Raw genomic sequence first — 20,601 nt, 5'->3', positions numbered from 1 at the left:
GCTACACACTCGCAATCCGCCAGCCGCGTGCTTCGAGGTCGTCGACCGCGCGCTGCTGGACTTCGGGGAGGACACTGATCTCGGCGAGACCGATCTGCGCGCCGGGCGAATGCTCGAGCCGCAGGTCTTCCATGTTGACACCGATCTCGCCGAGCTCCGAGAGGAGCCGGCCGAGTTCGCCGGGGGTGTCGTCGACCATGACGACGATCTGGGCGAAGCGTCGGTCCTGACCGTGCTTGCCGGGCAGGCGGGCGACACCCGCGTTGCCCGCCGCCATCACATCGGCGATCTCGCGGCGAGAGCCCGGGGCGTCGGGGGACCGCAGCGCGTCGGCGACGTCGCGAAGGTCGTCGACGAGCCGATCGAGGACCTCGACGACGGGACCGCCGTTCGCGGCGAGGATCTGGACCCACAGCTCGGGCTGGCTCGACGCGATCCGGACCGTGTCGCGCAGCCCCTGACCGGTCAGACGCACCGCGGCGTCGGGAGCCCGCACGAGTTGCTTCGCGAGGGCGCTCGCGACGATCTGGGGCACGTGGGAGACGAGACCGACGCTCGCATCGTGCTCCTCCGGCGTCATCTCGATGGGGACGGCCCCGAGGTCGAGTGCGAGGTCCTCGATGAGGGCGAGAGCCTCGACGGGAGTCTCGTGATCGCGGCAGATCACCCACGGCCGGCCGAGGAAGAGATCGGCACGCGCGGAGATCGCTCCCCCACGTTCGCGACCCGCCATGGGGTGCGAACCGATGTAGCGCACGAGGTCGACGCCGCGTTCCTGCAACTCGTGGAGCGGCGCGAGCTTGATGCTCGCGACGTCGGTGACGACGGCGTTCGGGAAGCGCGCGAGCTCCGCCGCGACGACGTCGGCGACGACGTCGGGCGGCACGCATACGACGATCATCGCGGGGTCGTCGTCGTCGCGCTCCATGCGGCCGGCGCCGTAGTCGACCGCGAGACGCAATTGGCTCGGCGACGCGTCGGCGAGGATCGCGTCCACACCGTTCGCGCGTACGGCGAGGCCGATACTCGCCCCGAGGAGGCCTGCTCCCACGACGCGGATCTGGCCGGACAACCGCGGCGCTCGCTCGTCGAGGCCCTGGACGATCGTCATCGCGCGCTCCGCCCGCCGCGGGTGCGCGGAGCCTCGGGGGTCGCGGCGGACGCCGCCTCTCCCCCGCTGCGAGCGATCGTCAGGAGCGCGCCGAGCTCCTCGCGCGTCAGTTCGCGGACGGCGCCGGAGCGCAGCGTTCCGAGGTGGAGCGGACCGAACTGCCGGCGCACGAGGTCGATGACCGGGTGGCCGACGGCCGCGAGCATGCGGCGCACGATGCGGTTCTTGCCCGAGTGCAGCGTGAGCTCGACGAGAGACGACCCGTCCGATGCACCCGAGCCGGCCGCGAGCACGCGCGCGGCGTCCGCGGATGTCGTCCCGTCCTCGAGTTCGACACCGTTCTTGAGCCGCTGGATGGTCTGCGCCGAGACCGCACCCAAGACCTTCGCGACGTAGGTCTTCGAGACGCCGAACGACGGGTGCGCGAGGACGTGGGCGAGATCGCCGTCGTTCGTCAGCACGAGGAGGCCGGAGGTCTCCGCGTCGAGTCGGCCGACGTTGAAGAGCCGCTCCTCGAACGCATCGGTGTAGGTGCGGAGATCGGGGCGACCGCGCTCGTCGTTCATCGAGCTCACGATGCCGCGGGGCTTGTTGAGCATGAGGTAGCGCTTCGACGTGTCGAGCTGCACGGCCTGGCCGTCGACGGCGACGAGATCCGTCTCGGGGTCGATCCGTCGCCCGGGTTCGGTGACGAGCTCGCCGTTCACCGTCACACGGCCCTCGGCGATCATCTGCTCGGACACGCGACGCGACGCGACCCCGGCGGCCGCCATCACCTTCTGGAGCCGCACGCCCTCCGGCTCGGCGAACGGGTCACCGGACATCGACATCGAATCCCTCCTGTCCATCCGCGAGCAGCGGCGAGATGAGCGGCAGCTCGTCGAGGGAGTTGATCCCCAACTGATCGAGCAGCACCTCGGTCGTCCCGTAGTTGATCGCGCCCGTCTCACTGTCCGTGAAGAGCTCCGTGATGAGCCCGCGCCCGAGGAGCGTGCGGACGACGGAGTCGACGTTCACAGCGCGGATCGACGCGATCGCACTGCGCGAGATGGGCTGCTTGTAGGCGATAACGGCGAGAGTCTCGAGCGCCGCTTGCGACAGCCGCGACGGGTTCTGCTGGTTCACGTAGTCCGAGACGAGGGTGTCGTAGTCGGCGCGCACGTAGAAGCGCCATCCGCCGCCCACCTCGCGCAACTCGAAACCGCGCCGCACCGTGCCCTCCACCCCGTCGAAGTCACGCGCGAGCCGCTCGACGGCGTCGCGCACCTCCCCGACGGGCCGGCCGAGGGCCGTCGCGAGGCCGACGACGCTCTGCGGCTCGTCGGCGACCATGAGGAGCGCCTCGATGGCACGGTCGACATCGACGTCCGGCGGCGCGATCGCGACGGGCGCCTCGGTCTCCGCCGCCTCCGCGACCACGGCGTCGATCGTCGACTCCGGGATGGGCGTCCGCGTGGACTCATCCGTCATAATCAGCTCCCAGGTTGGCGAGGTTGTCGTCCGTCCAATTCTCCGCGGTCCAGCGCACGGTCAACTCCCCGAGGGGTTCGAGTTGCTCGAACGAGATGGACGCGTGGCGGTAGAGCTCCAGGACCGCGAGGAACCGCGCGATCACGACGCCCTTCTGATCCGCACCGGCGACGAGCTGCCGAAACGTCAACGTCTCGCCGTGCCGCAGCATCGCGACGACGTGCGCCGCTTGCTCGCGGATACTCACGAGCGGAGCGTGCAGGTGGTCGAGCCCGACGACGGGGATCTCGCGCGGCGTGAGGGCGAGCGTCGCGAGGGCCGCGAAGTCCTCGAGCGTGAGGGTCCAGACGAGTTCGACGGTGCGCTGCCGGTACTTCTCCTCGAGGCGGACCGACCGCGCGTGCCGCGTGGACTCCGCGTCGAAGCGCGACTGGAACCACATGGACGCCTCCTTGAAGGCGCGGTACTGCAGGAGCCGCGCGAAGAGGAGGTCGCGCGCTTCGAGGAGCGCGACGTCCTCGGCGTCGACGAGCTCGCCTTGCGGCAGCAGTCCGGCGATCTTCAGATCGAGGAGCGTCGCCGCGACGACGAGGAACTCCGACGTCTGGTCGAGATCGACGTCGTCGCCGAGAGCGCGGAGGTAGGACAGGAACTCGTCGGTCACGACCGAGAGCGCGATGTCCGTGATGTCGAGCTCGTGCTTCGTGATGAGCGAGAGCAGGAGGTCGAACGGACCCTCGAAGTTCGCGAGCTCGACTCGGAAGCCGTCCGATTCGATGCGCTCAGGCGACGGCGCCACGCGCCACCAGTTCCCTCGCGAGCTGCCGGTAGGCCTTCGCGGCGGGGTGTTCGGGAGCGAACGACGTGATCGGGGTGCCGGCGACGGACGCGTCGGGGAACTTGACGGTGCGCCCGATGACCGTCTCGAGGACGTCGTCACCGAACGCCTCGACGACCCGCTCGAGCACCTCGCGGGAGTGCAGGGTCCGCGAATCGAACATCGTCGCGAGGATGCCGTCGAGCTCGATCGCCGGGTTCAAGCGATCCCGCACCTTCTCGATCGTCTCGATGAGGAGCGCGACGCCGCGGAGAGCGAAGAACTCGCACTCGAGCGGGATGAGGACGCCGTGGCTCGCGGTGAGCGCGTTGACCGTGAGGAGGCCGAGGGACGGCTGGCAGTCGATGAGGACGACGTCGTAGTCGCCCGTGACCTGCCGGAGGACGCGGGCCAGGATCTGCTCGCGCGCGACCTCGTTCACGAGGTGGACCTCGGCGGCCGAGAGGTCGATGTTCGCGGGGATGATGTCGAGACCCGGGATGCGCGTCTGCTGGATGGCCTCGGACGCCGGCCGCTTCGGGTTGAGCAGCAGGTCGTAGATCGTGAGGCCCTCGTGCGTGCCGATGCCGAGACCGGCGGAGAGCGCGCCCTGCGGGTCGAAGTCGATGACGAGCACGCGACGACCGTATTCGGCGAGCGCGGCGGCGAGGCTGATCGTCGTCGTCGTCTTGCCGACGCCGCCCTTCTGGTTGCACAGCGAGACGATGCGGGCGGGACCGTGGCCCGCGAGCGGCGGCGGCGTGGGGAAGTCGTGGAGCGGACGACCGGTGGGCCCGAGCTTCGGCGTCGCCGACGAGTCGGTCGACGCGAAGAGGGCGGTGTCGTCAGCTCTGGCCACGGGCGGCTCGCTCCAATCGGTTCTGGTGCTTGGCTCTCGATTGTAGTCGTCGGAAGGCCACGGGCTCGGCGGGCGCGCGGGGGCGAACAGGTGCTCGGCTCTCCGCCATCCGCACGTCGTCCGATGGACGCCGGCTCAGCGGGCGCGCGGGTGCGCCGACGTGTAGACGTCGCGCAGCGAGTCCGCCGTCACGAGGGTGTAGATCTGCGTCGTGGCGACCGAGGAGTGCCCGAGGAGCTCCTGGACGACCCGGACGTCCGCTCCCCCCTGGAGCAAGTGCGTCGCGAACGAGTGGCGCAGGGTGTGCGGCGAGACATGGGCCGTGAGCCCGGCCCGCTCGGCGGCGGCCTGGAGCACGAGCCACGCGCTCTGTCGCGACAAGCGTGCGCCGCGCATCCCGAGGAACAAGGCGGGAGTCGCGGCCCCCACGGCCGACAGCACGGGGCGGCCGCGAACCAGGTATGCATCGATGGCCGTCCGTGCGAAGCGACCGAGCGGCACGATGCGCTGCTTGTCCCCCTTGCCCGTCAGCCGGACGATGTCCTCGTCGATGACGTCGTCGACGTTGAGGCCCACGACCTCCGAGACGCGCGCGCCCGTCGCGTAGAGGAGCTCGAGGAGCGCCCGGTCCCGCAGAGCGGCGACATCCTCCCCCTCGGTCGCCGCGAGGAGCCGCTCGACCTGTTCGATCGTGAGCGCCTTCGGCAGCCGACGGCCGAGCTTCGGCGGGCGGACGTCGCGGGCGACGTCGCCGTCGACGTCACGCTCCTCGAGCAGGAACCGGTGGAAGCCGCGGACCGACGACAGCACGCGCGCGAGGGACGACGGTCCGAGCGGCCGCTCCTCTCGCGTCGACAGAGCCCGTGCGTAGCCCGAGACGTGCTCCGCCGCGACGTCGCGCGGCTCGTCGACGCCCTCCCCCGCGAGCCACTGCACGTAGCCGGCGAGATCCCGGCGGTACGCCGACACGGTGTTGGCGGAGAGGCCGCGCTCGATCTGCACGTGCCGGAGGTACTCGTCGACGGCGCGCGCGAGCGTCACCGGGACGGACGGAGCTTCGGGTGGCGGTCCCACGGGCTGTCGGCGGGAGCGAGCGTCGCCCACGTGCGAGCGCGCGACGCGTGAGCCGCGAGCACCCCGATCGCGAGCGACGGGTTCTGCAGCCGGCGCGCGAGCACCGCGTCGACGACCTCGTCGAGGGCGACCCACGCGACCTCGATGTCGGCCTCCTCCTCGGCGCGCTCGAAGGAGCCGTGCGTCGCGCTCACGTCGCGCGCGAGGTAGATGCGGATGACCTCGTTGTTGCCGCCGGGGCTCGTCGCGAACTCCGAGAGGACGTGCCAGTCGCTCGCGCGCAGGTCGGCTTCCTCCTCGAGTTCCCGCTGAGCCGCCGTGAGCGGGTCCTCCCCCTCGACGTCGAGCAGTCCGGCGGGGAGCTCCCACTCCCTGAGCCCGACGGGGTGGCGGTACTGCCGGATGAGCAGGACGCGGTCGTCCTCGTCGAGGGCGAGCACCGCGACGGCTCCCGTGTGATCCATGTACTCACGGACGACGGGGCTGCCGTTGTAGTCGAAGGTGTCCCGGCGGATGTCCCAGACGAGGCCGTCGAACACCCGCTCGGACGCCGTCACGTCGACGGGGAACGGGGTGTCCTCGAGAGGCGAGTCGGTCATGGCGTTCCCTTCAGATGATCGAGGACGGGCGGCGGCCCGGCGTCCTCCGCGCGGCGACGACTCAGGCGTCGACGACGTCCTCGTCGAACAGCTGGCTCGCCTGGTGACGCTCGAGGGCTGCCCCGACGAGTCCCGCGAAGAGCGGGTGCGCGTGGTTCGGACGCGAGCGCAGCTCGGGGTGGGCCTGCGTTCCGACGTAGAACGGGTGCTCGGACCGGTCGAGCTCGACGTACTCGACGAGCCGGCCGTCCGGCGAGGTGCCCGAGAACCGGAGACCGGCATCCGCGATGCGCTCGCGGTACTCGTTGTTGACCTCGTAGCGGTGGCGGTGGCGCTCCGAGATCTCGTTCGCGCCGTAGAGCTCGGCGACGAGCGAGCCCTCGGCGAGCGCCGCCGGGTAGAGACCGAGACGCATCGTGCCGCCGAGGTCGCCGCCGGCGATGATCTCGACCTGCTCGGCCATCGTGGCGATGACGGGGAACGTCGTGTCCGGGTCGAACTCGGTCGAGCTCGCCCCGTCGAGTCCGGCTTCGGTGCGGGCGTACTCGATCACCATGCACTGGAGGCCGAGGCACAGTCCGAGCACGGGGATGTCGTTCTTCCGGGCGAACGTCAGCGCGCCGACCTTGCCTTCGATGCCGCGGATGCCGAAGCCCCCGGGGATGCAGATGCCGTCGACGGCGCTCAGCACGCGAGCGGCACCCTCCGGCGTCTCGCACTCGTCCGACGGCACCCACACGATCTTGACCTTCGTGTCGTGCGCGAACCCGCCGGCCTTGAGGGCCTCGGTGACGGAGAGGTAGGCGTCGGGGAGATCGATGTACTTGCCGACGAGACCGATCGTGACCTCGTGCTTGGGGTCGTGCACCGTGCGGAGCAGCCCCTCCCAGCCGGACCAGTCGACGGCGGACGCGTCGAGGCCGAGGGCGTCGATGATGTAGGCGTCGAGACCCTGGTCGTGCAGCATCGTGGGGATGTCGTAGATCGACGGCACGTCGACGGCGTTCACGACGGCGTCCTCGTCGACGTCGCACATGAGCGCGATCTTGCGCTTGTTCGACTCGGTGACGGGGCGGTCGCTGCGGAGCACGAGGGCATCGGGCTGGATGCCGATCGAGCGCAGCGTCGCGACGGAGTGCTGCGTCGGCTTCGTCTTCTGCTCACCTGATGCGCCCATGAACGGGACGAGCGACACGTGCACGAAGAAGACGTTCTTCCGGCCGAGTTCGTGACGCACCTGACGCGCCGACTCGATGAACGGCTGCGACTCGATGTCGCCGACGGTACCGCCGATCTCGGTGATGATGACGTCGGGCTGCGGGTCCTCCGAAGCCTGCAACCGCATGCGGCGCTTGATCTCGTCGGTGATGTGCGGGATGACCTGGACCGTGTCGCCGAGGTACTCGCCGCGGCGCTCCTTCGCGATGACGCTCGAGTAGATCTGACCCGTCGTGACGTTGGCCGCCTGGCTCAGGTCGATGTCGAGGAACCGCTCGTAGTGCCCGATGTCGAGATCGGTCTCCGCACCGTCATCGGTCACGAAGACCTCGCCGTGCTGGAACGGGTTCATCGTGCCCGGATCGACGTTGAGGTAGGGGTCGAGCTTCTGCATCACGACGTGCAGCCCTCGCGCGGTCAGCAGGTTGCCGAGGCTCGCGGCGGTGAGGCCCTTGCCGAGGGAGGAGACCACTCCGCCGGTCACGAAGATGTGCTTCGTCGTGCGGCCGGACCCCGCAGAACCGCCGGATCCCGAGGACCGGGAGGAGCCGCCTCGCGCGATCTCGACGGAGTCGTCGACCGATCGGGAAGGAGCGTCAGGAGAGGAAAAGGAACCCGCGTTATTAATGTCCGCCACGGGCTTCTATCCTAACACCTGGGAATCGTGCGCGGACAGAGCGAGGAGCTCCTCCGCGTGGGCGAGACCGGACTCGGAGTCCGGGAGACCGGAGAGCAGTCGTGCCATCTCGGAGACGCGCTCGTCGCCCTCGAGCCGCACGACACTCGACGACGTCACGGATCCGTCGCTCTGCTTGCGGACGCTCAAGTGGTTGTTCGCGAACGCGGCGACCTGTGCCAAGTGCGTCACCGCGATGACCTGCGACGATTCCGCGAGCCGCGCGAGGCGACGGCCGATCTCGATCGCCGCGGCGCCGCCGACGCCCGAGTCGACCTCGTCGAACACGAACGTGGGCACGGGATCCGTGCCGGCGATGACGACCTCGATCGCGAGCATCACGCGAGAGAGCTCTCCTCCCGATGCGCCGCGGGCGAGGGCACGCGGCTCCGCGCCGCTGTGGGGCCGGAGGAGGAATCGCACGTCGTCGCGCCCGCTCGTGGTGAAGTCGCCGTCCGACTGCACGTCGATCGTGAGCCGGGCGTCCGGCATCGCGAGCGCGGTGAGTTCGTCGCTCACCCGCTCACCGAGGTCGGCCGCCGCCGCGACGCGCGCAGCGCTGACCTCGCTCGCGAGCCGCTCGACGAGTTCCGCGTCCTCGGCGACCTGTCGAGTCAGCTCGTCGATGCGCTCGTCGTCGGAGTCGAGTTCGAGCAGGCGGGCGCTGCCCGAGTCGAGCACGGCGATCACGTCGTCGAGCGTCGGTCCGTATGCACGCATGAGTGCTGTGAGGGTCGCGCGGCGCTCGTTCACGATCTCGAGTTCCCGCGCCCCGTCGGCGTCGACCTCGGCCAGGTAGCTCGAGAGCTCGGCGGCGACGTCGGCCGCGAGGTAGCCGATGTCGGCGAGCTGCTCCCCGATCGCCGCGAGAGTCGGGTCCGCGCCGCTGACGTCGTCGACGAGTCGACGGGCCGCGCCGACGAGACCGACGACGTCGATTCCGTCGGGTTCCTCCGCCGACAGCGCCTCTCGGGCACCAGCGGCCGCGAGCCTGAGCGCCTCGAGGTTGCCGAGTCGCGTCGCGCGGACGGCGAGCTCCTCGTCCTCCCCCGGCTGCGGAGCGGCGACCTCGATCTCGGCGATCGTCTCGCGGAGCGTCGCCGCCTCCGTCGCGCGCGTCTCGCGCTCCGTCGTGATCGTCTCGAGCTCGGAGCGATTGGCGCGCCAGCGTGTGAAGGCATGCGTGTAGTCGGCGAGCAACCCGGCGAGGTTCGTTCCCGCGAACCGGTCCAGCGCCTCGCGCTGCGCCGTCGCGGACCTGAGCCGCAACTGCTCCGACTGGCCGTGCACGACGACGAGTCGCTCACCCAGCTCTGAGAGGATGCCGACGGGAGCCGCTCGACCGCCGACCGCGGCACGACTGCGTCCCTCCGCCGACACGGTGCGCCCGAGGGTGAGCTCAGCCCGGCCCTCGCCGAAGGGATCGACGTCACCGCCCGCCTCGCGGACACGCTCGGCGACGGGCCCGTCTTCGGGGACGACCCAGCGACCGTCGACGCTCGCGCGGTCCTGGCCCGAGCGGACGGTTCCGCTGTCGGCGCGACCTCCGAGCAGGAGGCCGAGCGCCGTCACGACCATGGTCTTGCCCGCGCCGGTCTCGCCGGTGATGGCGGTGAAACCCGGTCCGAGCGGAAGCGTGGCCTCGGCGATCACGCCGAGGTCACGGATCTCGATCTCCTCGATCACCCGTTCGGCCCCCTCCAGCCCTCGACCGGCAGATGGAACTTGTGCACGAGGCGATCCGTGAACGGCCCCTGGTGCAGGCGGGCGAGCCGTACGGGAACGCTCGATCGGCGGAAGACGACCCGCGCGCCCGGGGGCAGCTCGTGCGCCCGGCGACCATCGGCCCACAACACTCCCGAGCCCTGGTTCCGGGGGATGACCTCGACGGCGAGCGACGATTCGGGACCGACCACGAGCGGACGGGCGAAGAGTGCGTGTGCGCTGAGCGGGACCATCGTGATCGCCTCGACCGTCGGCCACACGATGGGCCCGCCGGCCGAGAAGTTGTACGCGGTCGATCCCGTCGGCGTCGACACGACGACCCCGTCGCACCCGAACGCCGAGAGCGGGCGGCCGTCGACCTCGATGACGACCTCGAGCATGCGCTCACGACTCGCCTTCTCGACCGTCGCCTCGTTGAGAGCCCAGGTCTCGTAGACGACATCACCGCCGTTCTTGACCCGGACGGAGAGCGTCATCCGCTCCTCGACGAGGTAATCGCCCTCGATCGCCCGGCGGACCGCCTCGGCCAGGTCGTCCCTCTCGCTCTCGGCGAGGAAGCCGACATGGCCGAGGTTGACGCCGAGGAGCGGGGCGGAGAATCCGCGCACGAGTTCGGCGGCACGCAGGATGGTGCCGTCTCCACCGAGAACGATCACGAGCTCGAGGTCCGCGGCGTCGATCTGCTCGCCGAGGATGGCGGTGTTGCCCGGGAGGACGCACGCAGCGGCGATGTCCTCCCACTCCTCCCGGCGGAGCACCGGGGTGGCCCCTCCCGCCGCGAGCTCTTCGATGACGGACACCGCTGCGTCGATCGAATCCCGCCGCCCCGTGTGGGACACGACGAGGATCGCGCGTTCTGGTCCGGTCATGAGTCTCCTGCTCCAGCGATCCGTCGGATCTCGTCCGTCCATTCTGACGGATGGCGACCCGAGTTCGGACTGAGATGGACGAGGTACTCGTGATTTCCGTGCAGTCCCGTGATGGGGGATGACAGGACCGCGACGGTGTGGAGACCGCTCTCCTCCGCGACGGCCAGCACTCGCTCGATGCTCTCCGCACGAGCCACGGCGTCGACGACGATCCCCTCCTTCACGAGGGTCCTGCCCACCTCGAACTGCGGTTTGACGAGGAGCACGAAGTCGGCGTCCGGGGACACCGACGCGCGCACGGGCGGGATGACGTGGGTGAGGGAGATGAAGGAGAGGTCGCCCACCACCAGCTCCGGAGCCCAGTCGGCACCACTCGTGGATGCGAGGAGTTCGGGCGTGAGTTCGCGTGCGTTGACCCCCTCGACGACCGCGACCCGCGGATCGGAGCGGACGGGGTTGACGAGCTGGCCGTGGCCGACGTCGAGGGCGATGACGGCCAGGGCGTCGCGGCGCAGCAGCACCTCGGTGAACCCGCCCGTCGAGGCGCCGACGTCGAGCGCGCGGACTCCGCGCGGGTCGATGCCGAACGCATCGAGAGCGTGCACGAGCTTCGCGGCGGCTCGGCTCACGTATCCATCGGTCACCTGAACCTCGACGAGGTCGCCGTCGTCGACCGAGAGCGACGGCTTCGTGACCACCTGTCCCGCCACACTCACGAGACCGTCGGCGATGAGACGCGCCGCGTGGCTGCGTGATCGGGCCAGCCCGCGCGCGGCGAGGGCGGCGTCCAGTCGGGAGGCGGTCATCCCGCGGTACGGTCGGCGCTGTCGAGCACGGCCTTCAACTCGGCGTGCAGAGCCGAGTAGGCCTCCGCGCGCTGCTCGAGCGGCTGGTCCTCGATGACGCGGAGCCGGGACACGAGTCCGTCACCGTCGGCGGGGATGATCGAGTCGCCCGGCTCGGGCGCTCGATCGGGGACTTCCTCCGGCGGGTTCGACACCACTCCAGGCTACAGTCCCGACTCCTCGTGCAGCCGAGGGGGAACGGTGAAGCCGAAGATCGCGCGCCCACTGGCCCAGATGACCGCGGAGGCCGCGCGCAACCGATCGATCGCGGAGTCGCCGTCCTGCACGACGACGACATCGGTGCCGGAGATCTTCACGACGGAGCGGCCGACCGTCGCGGTGGAGCGGTCAGAGCTGAAGGTCGTCGCCGGGTACGGCTCATGGAGCCCGCGCAGGTCTTCGAGGATGTAGGTGGGTCGCGAACTCGGGTCCGCCGCGAGAACGTGCTTCGCCCGATCGATGCCCGTGAGCACGAGGACCGAGTCCATGCCGGCGGCGTTCGCGCCCTTGATGTCCGTGTCGAGACGGTCGCCGATGAAGAGCGGCTTCTCGGCCGAGAATCGAGCCCTCGCCTCGTCGAAGATCGGGACCTCGGGTTTCCCCGCGACGATGGGCAACCGTCCGACCGCCGTGTGCACGGCCGACACGAGCGTCCCGTTGCCCGGGGCGATGCCTCGCGCTTGCGGGATAGTCCAGTCCGTGTTCGTCGCGATCCACGGCAGGTCGTTCGCCTCGCGACCGGTCTGGAGAGCGAAGGCCGCCTCCGCGAGCTGCGTCCAGCCGACCTCGGGAGCGAAGCCCTGCACGACCGCGGCGGGACCGTCTTCGGCGCTGCGCGTCACGACGAAACCGGCTTTTTCGACTTCGGACACGAGCCCCTCACCACCCACCACGAGAATGGTCGCTCCGGGAGCCGCGTGGTCTCGTAAGAGCCGCATCGCGGCCTGCGGGCTCGTGACGACGTCCGTCGCTGACGGACCGAGTCCCAGTTCCCGGAGGTGCGCCGCGACGGACTCGTCGGTGCGCGAGGCGTTGTTCGTGATGTAGCCGAGCCGCCGCGTCTCCCCGGCACGGTTGAGGCTGTCGACGGCGTGAGGGATCGCGTTCGGCCCCGCGTAGACGACGCCGTCGAGGTCGGCGAGGACCACGTCGACCCCGTCGAGCGGAGTGGAGTCAGTCTTCCTGCGGCCGAACAACGCCATCCTCGTCCTCTTCCTCTTCCTCTGGACCGTCATCCTCGGCACCGTCTTCCTCGACGCCGTCCTCCTGGGCGGCACCGTGGTCCGTCACCGCGGCATCAACCGGATCGCCACCATCGGCGTCCCGTGCGTCGATCTCGTCCGCGGGTGTGACAGCGGGGCCGGCCTCGATGTCGGCCACAGAGACGTCGTCATCACGGTCTTCGCCTGCATCCGAAGCGTCGTGGGCGTCGGCGGCACCGACGTCGGCGTCGGCGTGGGCGTCGGCGTCATGAGCATCGAAAGCGTCATCGCCACCGGCATAGACGTCGTCGGGATTATCGAGATCGTCGGCGAGGTCGCCACCTTCTTCGTCGATCTCGTCGAGGTCGTCGTCGTTGTCGACGTGGTCCGCCTCCGACTCCGGCCCCGTCCCGGCACCGTAACCACCGTCGGCGGTGTCGGCTCCGGCATCGGGATCCTGATCAGCCTCCTCGAACCCCTCGATCTCCTCCTCGACGATCTCGATCGTCTCGGATTCGTTCGGGTCGCCGAGCAGTTGCAGAGCGACGGCCGCACGCTTGCGCCACACAGCCGCATCCTCGACGCGACCGAGCTCACTGAGCACTTCGGCGTAGGCGTCGTAGAGTGCGGGGCTGTAGCTGAAGGCACGTTCCGGATCGAGCTGCGGGATCTCGAGCTCGCCGAGCGCCAACTCGGGGGAGCCGAGGTCGAGTCGCGCGCCCGACATCGCGATCGCGAGCGACACCTGTGTGGCCGGGGTGAGCGTCGAGCGCTCGACGGAACGACCGAGCTCGAGCGCCTTCTCGGGCCGGCCGACGCCGCGCTCACTGTCGACCATCAACGGGAGCTGTTCGTCCGAGCCGCTGATCCGACGGAAGGTCCGCAGCTCGCGGAGCGCGAGAGCATAGTCGCCGGTCTCGTACGCCGTGATCGCGAGAGTCTCGCGCACGACGGCGATGCGGCCCGCTCGGCGGGCGGCGCTCAACGCGTGGAGGTGGGCGAGCTCGGGGTCCTCGTCGATCAGGCGCGAGGCCATCACGAGGTGTTTCGCAACCCAATCGGCGTTGTCCTTCGACAGCGACTTCAGCTCGTTACGAGCGACCTTGTCGAGGTCCCGTGCTTGGACGTCCTCCGGAACCTCCGGGTCGTCGTGCCGCGGACGGACCGACCGGAGTTCGCGCTGGAGCTGCTCCTCCTCGGTGAGCTCACGCTCGAACCGGTCGTCGCGGAGCGGGCGGTCGTTACGCTCAGGTCGACCCCGCCCGGCGCCACCACGGTCGCCGTATGTCGGACGCCCGGCGTCACGACCGCCAGAGCGCGGACCACCACCGCCGCCCCGTTCGCCGTCGCGCGGAGGTCGTGGCGACCATTCCCGGCCGGCGCCCGAGGCCTCGCGTCGCGGTCCGCCGTCACGAGGAGGACGTGGCGACCATTCGCGGTCGGTGCGAGACGGACGGGATCCACCCTGGTCGCGGTCGGTGCGAGACGGACGGGATGCGCCGCTAGCGCGATCGTCGCGGTTGTACGCCGGCCGGTCCCCCCGACGGTCGCCCCCCTGATCGCGGCGGTCACGGCCGGCGGTACCCGGGCGTCCGCCGCGACGGTCACCGCCCTCGGAGGGGCCGCCTCCCTGACGATCAGTCGACCATGGCTGTCGCTCGCTCGACCCAGCGCCCCGAGACTCGCGGTCACCGCGGTCGGCTCCACCACGAGGGGTGGCGCCGGGACGGCCGCCATCTCGCGTGGACCGAGGAGCAGCCGACGGACGTCCGCCGCGGTCGGCGTATGGACGCCGGTCGCGATCACCCGCAGGGCGTCGGTCACGTTCGCCGGAAGGACGACGGTCGCGATCACCGCCAGGACGTCGGTCATGTTCGCCGGAAGGACGACGGTCGCGGTCGCGTGCGCCGCGACGGTCGCGATCGCTGAAGCCGCCGCGCTCACCGTCTCGAGGTGTGCGCCGGTCGTCGGGGCCGCCCTGGCGGCCCCGACGATCGGCGCCGCTCTGGTCGCGAGAGGCTCCATTCGGCCGTCGATCGCGTCCAGCGCCATCACGCGGGGACCTGGAGCGGCCATCCCGCTCGTCGTCGGTTTCGCTCATGTCGTTCCAGGATCCTTCTCGCTCGTGTAGCGCAATCGACCACGGCCGGGTCGCTCGCACGGACGTATTCGGCGGGCGTGCTCCCTCGAGCATGGTCTGTTAACGCAAAATGGCCACCCAACAATGGGTGGCCATTTCAACGAAGAAGTCCGGCGGTGTCCTACTCTCCCACAGGGTCCCCCCTGCAGTACCATCGGCGCAGAGAGTCTTAGCTTCCGGGTTCGGAATGTAACCGGGCGTTTCCCTCTCGCTATGGCCGCCGAAACACTATTGATGTATCAAAGTGAACGTACTAGCTGTTAGCTAGATCAGTTCTCGACCGTACATCGAGAACCACTCAGTGGACGCGGGCATCAGGCCACTCATACCAGCCTTACAACAGTATGAGTGTAGTGATTATCAAGTCATCGGCTTATTAGTACCGGTCAGCTCCGAGGGTCTTTAGTCCCCTCTTCCACGTCCGGCCTATCAACCCAGTAGTCTGGCTGGGAGCCTCTCACCCGAAGGTATGGAAATCTCATCTTGAGGCCGGCTTCCCGCTTAGATGCTTTCAGCGGTTATCCATCCCGAACGTAGCTAATCAGCGGTGCTCCTGGCGGAACAACTGACACACCAGAGGTTCGTCCAACCCGGTCCTCTCGTACTAGGGTCAGATCCTCTCAAATTTCCAACGCGCGCAGCGGATAGGGACCGAACTGTCTCACGACGTTCTAAACCCAGCTCGCGTACCGCTTTAATGGGCGAACAGCCCAACCCTTGGGACCTACTCCAGCCCCAGGATGCGACGAGCCGACATCGAGGTGCCAAACCATGCCGTCGATATGGACTCTTGGGCAAGATCAGCCTGTTATCCCCGAGGTACCTTTTATCCGTTGAGCGACAGCGCTTCCACAAGCCACTGCCGGATCACTAGTCCCGACTTTCGTCCCTGCTCGACTTGTCAGTCTCACAGTCAAGCTCCCTTGTGCACTTACACTCGACACCTGATTGCCAACCAGGTTGAGGGAACCTTTGGGCGCCTCCGTTACTTTTTGGGAGGCAACCGCCCCAGTTAAACTACCCATCAGGCACTGTCCCTGAACCGGATTACGGTTCTAAGTTAGACATCCAGAGTGACCAGAGTGGTATTTCAACAACGACTCCACCGACACTAGCGTGCCAGCTTCACAGTCTCCCACCTATCCTACACAAGCCACACCGAACACCAATACCAAACTGTAGTAAAGGTCACGGGGTCTTTCCGTCCTGCTGCGCGTAACGAGCATCTTTACTCGTAGTGCAATTTCGCCGAGTTCGCGGTTGAGACAGCTGGGAAGTCGTTACGCCATTCGTGCAGGTCGGAACTTACCCGACAAGGAATTTCGCTACCTTAGGATGGTTATAGTTACCACCGCCGTTTACTGGGGCTTAAATTCTGAGCTTCGCCGAAGCTAACCCTTCCTCTTAACCTTCCAGCACCGGGCAGGCGTCAGTCCGTATACATCGTCTTGCGACTTGGCACGGACCTGTGTTTTTAGTAAACAGTCGCTTCCCACTGGTCTCTGCGGCCATACAGCGCTTCCCGGAGTAAATCCGTTCACGCCTCAGGCCCCCCTTCTCCCGAAGTTACGGGGGCATTTTGCCGAGTTCCTTAACCACGATTCTCTCGATCTCCTTGGTATTCTCTACCTGACCACCTGTGTCGGTTTGGGGTACGGGCAGCTGGAACCTCGCGTCGATGCTTTTCTTGGCAGCATAGGATCATCGGATCTTGCACTTATCGTGCTCCCCTTAAGTTCTCAGCCTATGTGAGAGACGGATTTGCCTATCTCTCGGCCTACAACCTTGGCCTAGGACAACCATCGCCTAGGACCGACTACCTTCCTGCGTCACACCTGTTAATACGCTAACCGCACCAGACGGGTTCGAGCGTTAGACCGGATGCGTCATCCCCGAAGGGAATCAGTCGTCCGGGTTAGGACTCTTAGCACTACTGGATTGGCTTGGGCGGTTCTTCGCCGGTACGGGAATATCAACCCGTTGTCCATCGACTACGCCTGTCGGCCTCGCCTTAGGTCCCGACTTACCCAGGGCGGATTAACCTGGCCCTGGAACCCTTGGTCTTTCGGAGGACGGGTTTCTCACCCGTCTTTCGCTACTCATGCCTGCATTCTCACTCGTGTGGCGTCCACGGCTGGTTCACACCGCCGCTTCACTCGCCACACGACGCTCTCCTACCCATCAACACGGCTGGACCACGAAGGCCTACCACTAATGTCAATGCCACAACTTCGGTGGCGTGCTTGAGCCCCGTTACATTGTCGGCGCGGAATCACTTGACCAGTGAGCTATTACGCACTCTTTCAAGGGTGGCTGCTTCTAAGCCAACCTCCTGGTTGTCTGTGCAACTCCACATCCTTTCCCACTTAGCACGCGCTTTGGGACCTTAGTTGGTGGTCTGGGTTGTTTCCCTCTCGACAATGAAGCTTATCCCCCACTGTCTCACTGCTGCGCTCTCACTTACCGGCATTCGGAGTTTGGCTGACGTCAGTAACCTTTTGGGGCCCATCGGCCATCCAGTAGCTCTACCTCCGGCAAGAAACACGCAACGCTGCACCTAAATGCATTTCGGAGAGAACCAGCTATCACGAAGTTTGATTGGCCTTTCACCCCTATCCACAGCTCATCCCCTCAGTTTTCAACCTAAGTGGGTTCGGTCCTCCACGACGTCTTACCGTCGCTTCAACCTGGCCATGGATAGATCACTTCGCTTCGGGTCTAGGACATGCGACTGAATCGCCCTATTCAGACTCGCTTTCGCTACGGCTTCCCCTCACGGGTTAACCTCGCCACATATCGCTAACTCGCAGGCTCATTCTTCAAAAGGCACGCTGTCACCCCTACAAGGAGGCTCCAACGGTTTGTAAGCAAACGGTTTCAGGTACTATTTCACTCCCCTCCCGGGGTACTTTTCACCTTTCCCTCACGGTACTTGTCCGCTATCGGTCATCTGGGAGTATTTAGGCTTATCAGGTGGTCCTGACAGATTCACACGGGATTTCTCGGGCCCCGTGATACTTGGGATACTCTCCGCACGATTGCGACATTTCGACTACGGGGTTGGCACCCTCTATGACTGGCCTTTCAATACCATTCGTCTATATCGCGTTCTAATGCTGACCGCTTATCAGCGCGGTCTGGAAAGTCCCACAACCCCGAACATGCAACGCCTGATAGCTATCACACATGCTCGGTTTAGCCTGTTCCGATTTCGCTCGCCACTACTCTCGGAATCACTGTTGTTTTCTCTTCCTGTGGGTACTGAGATGTTTCACTTCCCCACGTTCCCTCTACCCGCCCTATATATTCAGGCGGGAGTCACTGGGTCACCTTGCGGGCCCAGCGGGGTTTCCCCATTCGGAAATCCTCGGATATAACGCTTGTTTATCAGCTCCCCGAGGCTTATCGCAGATTACTACGTCCTTCTTCGGCTCCAGATGCCAAGGCATCCACCGTTTGCTCTTAGAAACTTGAAATCACATGAGTTTGAATCGATTTCTCTAAAGAAATTGACCAATGATCTACGACCCTCCGAAGAGGGTCTTTGATCTTTGTGATCCAGAGTCGAAACTCTGAATCTAAGATGCTCGCGTCCACTGTGTAGTTCTCAAAGTACGGGCGGTGCCCTTCGTGCCGGCAAGTGATGCCGACGACAAAAGGCCCAGAGGTGCAGTCCGGATCTTGCGATCCTTCCCGGTCCCTCAGGACCCAACAGCGTGCATGTGAAGCGGTTCCGAGTTCGATCGTTTCCAACCGGCAAGCCGGCGTACTGAGATCTCGCTGTTCAGCGCTTCACCAATGTCAATGTTCCACCCATGAGCTTCCAGTCGAGGACATTCGCCTCGATGCTGGCTCTGGACTCGACCACCGGAGTGACCGAGTCAGATGCTCCTTAGAAAGGAGGTGATCCAGCCGCACCTTCCGGTACGGCTACCTTGTTACGACTTAGTCCTAATTACCGATCCCACCTTAGACAGCTCCCTCCAAAAGGTTGGGCCACTGGCTTCGGGTGTTACCGACTTTCATGACTTGACGGGCGGTGTGTACAAGGCCCGGGAACGTATTCACCGCAGCGTTGCTGATCTGCGATTACTAGCGACTCCGACTTCATGAGGTCGAGTTGCAGACCTCAATCCGAACTGAGACCGGCTTTTTGGGATTCGCTCCACCTTACGGTATTGCAGCCCTTTGTACCGGCCATTGTAGCATGCGTGAAGCCCAAGACATAAGGGGCATGATGATTTGACGTCATCCCCACCTTCCTCCGAGTTGACCCCGGCAGTCTTCCATGAGTTCCCACCATTACGTGCTGGCAACATAGAACGAGGGTTGCGCTCGTTGCGGGACTTAACCCAACATCTCACGACACGAGCTGACGACAACCATGCACCACCTGTATACCGACCTTGCGGGGCGACTATTTCTAGACGTTTCCGGTATATGTCAAGCCTTGGTAAGGTTCTTCGCGTTGCATCGAATTAATCCGCATGCTCCGCCGCTTGTGCGGGCCCCCGTCAATTCCTTTGAGTTTTAGCCTTGCGGCCGTACTCCCCAGGCGGGGAACTTAATGCGTTAGCTGCGACACGGAGACCGTGGAATGGTCCCCACATCTAGTTCCCAACGTTTACGGCGTGGACTACCAGGGTATCTAATCCTGTTCGCTCCCCACGCTTTCGCTCCTCAGCGTCAGTTACGGCCCAGAGATCTGCCTTCGCCATCGGTGTTCCTCCTGATATCTGCGCATTCCACCGCTACACCAGGAATTCCAATCTCCCCTACCGCACTCTAGTCTGCCCGTACCCACTGCAGGCGCGAGGTTGAGCCTCGCGTTTTCACAGCAGACGCGACAAACCGCCTACGAGCTCTTTACGCCCAATAATTCCGGACAACGCTTGCACCCTACGTATTACCGCGGCTGCTGGCACGTAGTTAGCCGGTGCTTTTTCTGCAGGTACCGTCACTTTCGCTTCTTCCCTGCTAAAAGAGGTTTACAACCCGAAGGCCGTCGTCCCTCACGCGGCGTTGCTGCATCAGGCTTTCGCCCATTGTGCAATATTCCCCACTGCTGCCTCCCGTAGGAGTCTGGGCCGTGTCTCAGTCCCAGTGTGGCCGGTCACCCTCTCAGGCCGGCTACCCGTCGTCGCCTTGGTGAGCCGTTACCTCACCAACTAGCTGATAGGCCGCGAGTCCATCCTTGACCGAAGTTCTTTCCAACCGCAGGAGATGCCTCCACGGTTCATATCCGGTATTAGACGTCGTTTCCAACGCTTATCCCAGAGTCAAGGGCAGGTTACTCACGTGTTACTCACCCGTTCGCCACTGATCCAGAGGAGCAAGCTCCTCTTTCACCGTTCGACTTGCATGTGTTAAGCACGCCGCCAGCGTTCGTCCTGAGCCAGGATCAAACTCTCCGTAAATGTTTATTTGCACGGACGCGAACGTCCGGCACATTTTGTGTACCGTCCCACCGGAATGGGTAGGAGCGATACGAGTTCGAAACTGACAGAACAAATCATTACTGACTTGCTTTGTTGTTCAATATTTTTCCAAAGGAATCTCACGACTCGCCGACCGAGGTCGACGACTGACTTGCGTCAGTGCAGTTCACTGTCCTCAACGAAGTTGAATCTGATGAACACAGTCACGAGGTTTTTGGCATTTGACATTGTGCACGCTGTTGAGTTCTCAAGGATCGGGCGCTCCCGACTGCTTGCCTTCCGGCAGCCGTTCGAGGCAACTTGCCTAACCTACCACTTCATTTCGCTGTGTCAAATTCGCTTCCGAATGACATGGAGACATTCGAGTGGGGCATTTGACTGCTCCGGGAGTGGATTTTTTATCTTAGTCATGTGAGGCGATCACTACAAGAGGATCAGCGTTTTAGACTTCGATGTGGCTGCTACATGGGGTCCGGATGCTGAGCTGGTCTGTGAGTTTTTCACTCACTCGCCGCTTCCCGCTTTCCGTTCCGCTCGGGGCAACAAGGAAGACATTAC

The 20,601-nt window shown here is 65.7% G+C and carries 15 protein-coding genes and 3 rRNA genes; all 18 read right to left on the bottom strand.

All coding sequences use genetic code 11. From position 1 onward, the window contains the following. Window position 1: 1 nt before the first annotated feature. The 18 genes from ELQ90_RS03815 to ELQ90_RS03735 all read right to left on the bottom strand — a co-directional run bounded on the left by ELQ90_RS03815 (window position 2) and on the right by ELQ90_RS03735 (window position 20,022). Window positions 2-1,111 (bottom strand): prephenate dehydrogenase, encoded by a 1,110-nt coding sequence (locus tag ELQ90_RS03815; RefSeq protein WP_128493904.1) that lies wholly within the window; start codon window positions 1,109-1,111, stop codon window positions 2-4. Continuing rightward, window positions 1,108-1,941: a pseudouridine synthase gene (locus ELQ90_RS03810; RefSeq protein WP_128493903.1), complete on the bottom strand. Its 834-nt coding sequence runs from the start codon at window positions 1,939-1,941 to the stop codon at window positions 1,108-1,110. The genes ELQ90_RS03815 and ELQ90_RS03810 overlap by 4 nt, the downstream gene beginning before the upstream one ends. Further along, the gene (gene scpB / locus ELQ90_RS03805) at window positions 1,925-2,581 is read right to left on the bottom strand and encodes an SMC-Scp complex subunit ScpB (RefSeq protein WP_128493902.1); all 657 of its coding nucleotides are present in this window, start codon (window positions 2,579-2,581) and stop codon (window positions 1,925-1,927) included. The genes ELQ90_RS03810 and scpB overlap by 17 nt, the downstream gene beginning before the upstream one ends. Further along, on the bottom strand, window positions 2,571-3,380 hold the full coding sequence (locus tag ELQ90_RS03800; RefSeq protein WP_128493901.1) for a segregation and condensation protein A: 810 nt from the start codon (window positions 3,378-3,380) through the stop codon (window positions 2,571-2,573). Before ELQ90_RS03800 ends, scpB begins: the two co-directional genes overlap by 11 nt. Then, on the bottom strand, window positions 3,364-4,257 hold the full coding sequence (locus ELQ90_RS03795; protein WP_128493900.1) for a ParA family protein: 894 nt from the start codon (window positions 4,255-4,257) through the stop codon (window positions 3,364-3,366). Before ELQ90_RS03795 ends, ELQ90_RS03800 begins: the two co-directional genes overlap by 17 nt. A 135-nt stretch (window positions 4,258-4,392) precedes the next feature. Further along, window positions 4,393-5,298 carry a site-specific tyrosine recombinase XerD gene (xerD, locus tag ELQ90_RS03790; RefSeq protein ID WP_128493899.1) on the bottom strand — a complete coding sequence of 302 codons (906 nt, stop codon included), beginning with the start codon at window positions 5,296-5,298 and terminating at the stop codon, window positions 4,393-4,395. Continuing rightward, window positions 5,295-5,930 (bottom strand): NUDIX domain-containing protein, encoded by a 636-nt coding sequence (locus ELQ90_RS03785; RefSeq protein ID WP_128493898.1) that lies wholly within the window; start codon window positions 5,928-5,930, stop codon window positions 5,295-5,297. Before ELQ90_RS03785 ends, xerD begins: the two co-directional genes overlap by 4 nt. Before the next feature lie 61 nt (window positions 5,931-5,991). Beyond that, window positions 5,992-7,638, bottom strand: coding sequence for a CTP synthase (locus ELQ90_RS03780; RefSeq protein WP_243696006.1), 1,647 nt, complete (start codon window positions 7,636-7,638; stop codon window positions 5,992-5,994). A 153-nt stretch (window positions 7,639-7,791) separates the two neighbouring features. Then, window positions 7,792-9,510 carry a DNA repair protein RecN gene (recN, locus tag ELQ90_RS03775; protein WP_128493897.1) on the bottom strand — a complete coding sequence of 573 codons (1,719 nt, stop codon included), beginning with the start codon at window positions 9,508-9,510 and terminating at the stop codon, window positions 7,792-7,794. Beyond that, window positions 9,507-10,418, bottom strand: a complete 912-nt coding sequence (locus ELQ90_RS03770; RefSeq protein ID WP_128493896.1) for an NAD kinase — start codon at window positions 10,416-10,418, stop codon at window positions 9,507-9,509. Before ELQ90_RS03770 ends, recN begins: the two co-directional genes overlap by 4 nt. After that, window positions 10,415-11,224, bottom strand: coding sequence for a TlyA family RNA methyltransferase (locus tag ELQ90_RS03765; RefSeq protein WP_128493895.1), 810 nt, complete (start codon window positions 11,222-11,224; stop codon window positions 10,415-10,417). The genes ELQ90_RS03770 and ELQ90_RS03765 overlap by 4 nt, the downstream gene beginning before the upstream one ends. Then, window positions 11,221-11,418 carry a hypothetical protein gene (locus tag ELQ90_RS03760; protein WP_128493894.1) on the bottom strand — a complete coding sequence of 66 codons (198 nt, stop codon included), beginning with the start codon at window positions 11,416-11,418 and terminating at the stop codon, window positions 11,221-11,223. Before ELQ90_RS03760 ends, ELQ90_RS03765 begins: the two co-directional genes overlap by 4 nt. 9 nt (window positions 11,419-11,427) lie before the next feature. Further along, the gene (locus ELQ90_RS03755) at window positions 11,428-12,465 is read right to left on the bottom strand and encodes an HAD-IIA family hydrolase (protein WP_128493893.1); all 1,038 of its coding nucleotides are present in this window, start codon (window positions 12,463-12,465) and stop codon (window positions 11,428-11,430) included. Beyond that, window positions 12,437-13,501, bottom strand: a complete 1,065-nt coding sequence (locus tag ELQ90_RS16875; protein ID WP_243695985.1) for a hypothetical protein — start codon at window positions 13,499-13,501, stop codon at window positions 12,437-12,439. The genes ELQ90_RS03755 and ELQ90_RS16875 overlap by 29 nt, the downstream gene beginning before the upstream one ends. Before the next feature lie 47 nt (window positions 13,502-13,548). Beyond that, window positions 13,549-14,520, bottom strand: a complete 972-nt coding sequence (locus tag ELQ90_RS16530; RefSeq protein WP_166408732.1) for a hypothetical protein — start codon at window positions 14,518-14,520, stop codon at window positions 13,549-13,551. Between the two features lie 193 nt (window positions 14,521-14,713). Further along, a 5S ribosomal RNA gene (gene rrf / locus ELQ90_RS03745) occupies window positions 14,714-14,830 on the bottom strand. A gap of 131 nt (window positions 14,831-14,961) precedes the next feature. Further along, a 23S ribosomal RNA gene (locus tag ELQ90_RS03740) occupies window positions 14,962-18,081 on the bottom strand. 420 nt (window positions 18,082-18,501) lie between these two features. Further along, a 16S ribosomal RNA gene (locus ELQ90_RS03735) occupies window positions 18,502-20,022 on the bottom strand. Together the 16S, 23S and 5S rRNA genes form the textbook arrangement of a ribosomal RNA operon. Between the last annotated feature and the right edge of the window lie 579 nt (window positions 20,023-20,601).

The sequence above is a fragment of the Labedella phragmitis genome (assembly GCF_004078635.1).
Lineage (GTDB): Bacteria > Actinomycetota > Actinomycetes > Actinomycetales > Microbacteriaceae > Labedella > Labedella phragmitis.
Note: the sequence above shows the minus strand (reverse complement) of the source record. Positions and strands in the feature narration are given on the sequence as shown.